At 42.4% G+C, this 304-nt stretch carries 1 tRNA gene; it reads left to right on the forward strand.

Going from position 1 to position 304, the window contains the following annotated elements:
• Positions 1-103: 103 nt before the first annotated feature.
• Positions 104-179 (forward strand) — tRNA-Ala (locus AVJ20_RS18200).
• Positions 180-304: the final 125 nt, after the last annotated feature.

A 304-nucleotide genomic window follows, 5' to 3' on the forward strand; every position in this document is an offset into this window, starting at 1 on the left:
TGAGCAAGACTTAAAGCACTGCTTTAAGGCGAAGCGCAAGGCAAACGAACGTGAGTGAGTGCGCAGGCTATAATCTGATACATCGAATCACAAATGATAAGCTGGGGACTTAGCTTAGTTGGTAGAGCGCCTGCTTTGCACGCAGGAGGTCAGGAGTTCGACTCTCCTAGTCTCCACCACGAATTCATTTGCAAAACACTGTTTTGAAAATGAATGAGGTTGAATGTCTAAGTGGTAACCAGTTGGTTGACTAGATTATAGAATTTAGTAAGAAGTTAGCGTAATATGCGCGTCTTATTAAATT

The sequence above is a fragment of the Acinetobacter sp. CFCC 11171 genome, assembly GCF_003268405.1.
GTDB classification, from domain to species: Bacteria; Pseudomonadota; Gammaproteobacteria; order Pseudomonadales; family Moraxellaceae; genus Acinetobacter; species Acinetobacter amyesii.